The organism is Serratia sp. 22264, assembly GCF_052045345.1.
GTDB lineage: Bacteria > Pseudomonadota > Gammaproteobacteria > Enterobacterales > Enterobacteriaceae > Serratia > Serratia plymuthica.
In genome coordinates this window covers 1-3912 of the sequence record NZ_JBQEOY010000013.1, presented here as the reverse complement: position 1 = coordinate 3912, position 3912 = coordinate 1, and the positions used below count along the sequence as shown (strand labels likewise).

The window sequence follows — 3912 nt, the reverse complement described above, 5'->3', positions numbered from 1 at the left end:
CGGAAGCTTTGCAGTTGTATTTGCCGGCTGCCCTGCGCGTTTTCTACCCCTTGCAATTGGAAGCGCACGCCGGCCATCGACTGACGGTAGGCTTCCAGTTCGCTGTTCAGCGCTGTCCGACGCGAGAAGAACAACTGGTCCTGGAGTGCGAGAATTTCAGCCAGACGAGGGTTGTTTTGCACCTGTTGCTGTAACTCTGCCGGATAGTCGACGCGCGGCTTGCCGTCGCGCTCAGCCAGCAAACGGGCCTCTACGGCACTGGAGGTCAGGTAATGTTCACGATAGGTATCGACTTGCGCCTGTGCCTGCACGGTATTGAGCTGAATCAACAACTGGTTGGCGCGAACCCGTTCACCTTCTTTGACTTTGATGGCGGCGATGGTCCCGGCGGCGGAGGACTGCACTGTTTTGCTGTTGCCGGCCACCTGCACGATACCCTGCGCTGTCACCCCCTGATCCAGCGGAGCGAAAATTGACCAGAGCAGGAAACCGCCCAGACCGAACAGCAGAACCAGCCAACCGAATCGGCCATAATGCTGTACATCATTGGCCGCGGGGGCGCTTTGCTGCCCGGAGTTCTTCAAGATATCAGGCTGCGCCATGCGGCATCTCCTCACTACTGTCGTTAATGGCGGTCTGTTGCGATTTCGCCCGTTGTATGGCGGCGATCACCTGTGACGTCGGGCCGAAAGCCAGCATTTTTCCGCCGTCGAGCAGTAGCAGACGGGTGGTGGTGGCGATCAACTGTGGGCGATGGCTGACCAGCACCAGGGTTTTACCCGCCGCACGCAGTTGCATAATCGCCTGATTGAGCGCCAGTTCGCCGGCCTCGTCGAGGTTGGCGTTGGGTTCATCCAGCACGATGAGCACCGGATCGTCATAAAGTGCGCGCGCCAGGGCGATACGCTGTTTTTGCCCGCCGGACAGGCCGTTTCCGCCGTGGCCGAGCAGGGTGTCATAGCCCGCGGAGAAGTGGAGGATCAGCTCATGCACGCCGGCGAGTTGCGCCGCAGCCACCACTTTTTGCGGGTCCACCGGCTGAAAGCGCGCGATGTTTTCCGCCACGGTGCCGGCAAACAGTTCAATATCCTGCGGCAGGTAGCCAATGGCGGCGCCAAGCTGATCCTTGTTCCACTGGTAAATGTCAGCGTCATCGAGGCGGATATGACCGTCAGAGACCGGCCAGACGCCGACCAACAACCGCGCCAAAGTGGATTTCCCCGAACCGCTGGCACCAATCACGCCGAGCACCTCGCCGGGTGCCAGTTGAAAGTTGACGCCCTGCAGCACAGAAATCTCCGGGTCTGCCGGCGTACCGGCGGTGATCTGTTCCACATGCAAATGCCCCTGCGGACGGGGCAGGCTCATGCCGACGCCGCGCGGCGGGAAGGCGTCGAGCAGCTTGACCAGGCGCAGATAGGCCAGTTTGGCGCCGCTCCAGCTCTTCCAGACGTTGATGACTTGCTCAATGGGGGCGAGTGTGCGGCCGAGCAGAATAGAGCCGGCGATCATCATGCCGGCTGAAATATGGCCGTCTATCGCCAGCCAACCCCCCAGCCCCAGCACCAACGATTGGAGGGCGGTGCGTATCACCTTGGTAGCAGCACTGATGCTGGCAGCACGTTCGCTGGCAATCCGTTGCGTATCAAGGAAACGATCGTGCAGGTTACGCCAGCGCTGCTTCAGGGCCGGCAGCATCCCCATAGCTTCAATCACTTCCGCATTGCGCAGCCCGGTGCTGGCGACCTTGCCGGATTCGATCGAAAAACGGTTAGCCGTTGCCAGGGGGGCGTTGGTTCTGACCTGATTGAGCACCGCCAGCGCGATCAGCAGCAGTACGGCCACCAGGGCGAACAACCCCAACCAGACGTTGAACAGAGCGATCACCAGCAGGTAAATCGGAAACCAGGGTGCATCAAAGAAGGCAAAGATGGCGCTGCCGGTCAAAAACTGGCGCACCGTGGTCAAATCGCCGAGCATTTGACCCGCATCGGTGCCGTTAGATCTAAGGTTGGCTTCGAAGGCTGCGGTATAAATGCGATCGTTAAGCGTCGCATCGATATGGTTACTGATGCGGATGACCATCATGCTGCGCACGTATTCGAGCACGCCCATCATGATGAACAGAAACAGGACTATCAGAGTGAGCATCAGCAGCGTCATGCCATTGCGCGAGGGTAGCGCCCGATCATAGACCTGCAACATGTACAGCGACGGCACCAACATCAGAATGTTGATGACCGCAGTAAAACAGCCAAGACTCCAGAAGGCTCGACTGTGTTGGCGGATAGCATTGACAATCTCATTGGGTTGGACAAGTTCAGAAAACTTCATAACTTACTCTCTGGGAAGTGAAAATCGGCAAAGAACTCATCTCTTGACGGATGATTGACATGGGGCCACGGCCGCCCCAAATAAAACAGAGGGGGGGAATTCCCCCCCTCTGGGTTCTACTTACGCCACCACTCGATTAGACGCAGTGTTGATACAGTGCAATTACGCGTAGTGCAGGTTGCTGACCAGATCGGCATGGGTGCCGCCGACCAGAGCCACCACGGTATCGGTGGTGTCCAGCAGGTGGTTATCGTTTTCATCGATCAACAGGAAATGGGTGTTGTCGACGCTGGAAACCCCCACCTTGGCGCTCAGAGTATTGTTATTCAGACCGAACAGTGTGCCAACGAAACCGCTGAATGCGGTGCCGGTGAAGTTAGACAGCAGGTCGACCAGACCTTGACCGCTCTTGCTGCCGTAATCCGCTACCTGGGTGCCGGTATCGGTATCGGAAATCAGCAGGTTGGACTTCACGTCCAGGATGCTGTTTTTCGCGTAGTTGTAGTCGCTGATGGACACCGACGATTGCGAGCCGCTGGAAACGATCTCGAACTTGTCGTTGCCGCCGTTGCCTTTGATCGCGGTGTTATCACGCACGGTGAAGGTATCGTCCGCTGCGGTGCCGGTGATATTAACGTTGCTGCCGTTCAGACCGAAAAGCGTGGTGAAGATCGGGCCGAACGGGAACAGGTTGATAAATTGAGCGATGAAGCCCGAACCGGTGCCGCTGACCTGGGCATCGATATCCACACCTGCGGTGTTGCTGTGAGCGTCGATGGTGCGCACGTTGCTGTACCCGCTACCTACAGTCAGGTCCAGCGTGTGATCGCCAGTCACGTTCACGCTGGTCACCTGCGTGTTGGTGCCGGTCAATGACAAGGTGTTGCCAAAATCGCCGGTACCGCCGGAGGCGATGTTCACCGTGCTCAACGCAGTAGGGAACAAACTTGCACTGCTGCTGTTCAGGCTGATTGAGCCTGCGTTAACATCTGATGCGCCGTTCGCGGTGAACGCAATGTCAAACTTGTTGGTAGCATCCGGCAGGAAGGTAAAGTCAATGCTGCTTGCTGCAGTTGCGTTACCGGTTACATCCAGATGTGCTGCCGTGCCGCCGGCCACGTTAATGACTTTTACTGCTTCAGCCAGGCCGGACAATACAAAGCCCTGCGTGCCAATGGTGTTTGAGGCCGCCGCTTGCGTGACAGACCCCGTTAAACCTGTATTGAGACCTTCGATAGATGCAGCACCGCGAAGCACACCGAAATCAAAAGTATGATTTGGCGTTGTTATCAATGCACCATCTTGAATAACCGTTGATTTACCGATATATCCCGCTAGATCGATTTTTTCAAAGTTGGTGAATTGATTTGCATTACTGGCAATCACAACGTTGTGGCTACCTCCAAAAACCCCTGCTTTTGTACTTGTCACGGACTTGGTAATAAAGTTGGCAGACAGTACATCGGTACCCGCACCACCGTTGCCGCTGATGCCGGCACCTACGGTGTTGGCACCGTTGACAGCGGCGTTACCGGCCCACTTCAGCGAGTCGTTGCCGGCACCCAGGTTAAAATCACC

General features: G+C 57.0%; 1 protein-coding gene and 2 pseudogenes. All 3 read right to left on the bottom strand.

From position 1 onward, the window contains the following. Positions 1 to 602 (bottom strand): annotated as a pseudogene (locus tag ACTJJ1_RS24920) (hemolysin D); the annotation flags it as partial. Continuing rightward, positions 589 to 2334: a type I secretion system permease/ATPase gene (locus ACTJJ1_RS24915; protein ID WP_440835733.1), complete on the bottom strand. Its 1746-nt coding sequence runs from the start codon at positions 2332 to 2334 to the stop codon at positions 589 to 591. The pseudogene ACTJJ1_RS24920 and the gene ACTJJ1_RS24915, both read right to left, overlap by 14 nt. Positions 2335 to 2496: 162 nt before the next feature. After that, positions 2497 to 3912: pseudogene (locus tag ACTJJ1_RS24910) on the bottom strand (DUF4214 domain-containing protein); the annotation flags it as partial.

Bases quoted from the DNA above. Each gene is read 5' to 3' on its own strand.
- ACTJJ1_RS24915 (WP_440835733.1), bottom strand. From the start codon at position 2,334: ATGAAGTTTTCTGAACTTGTCCAACCCAATGAGATTGTCAATGCTATC.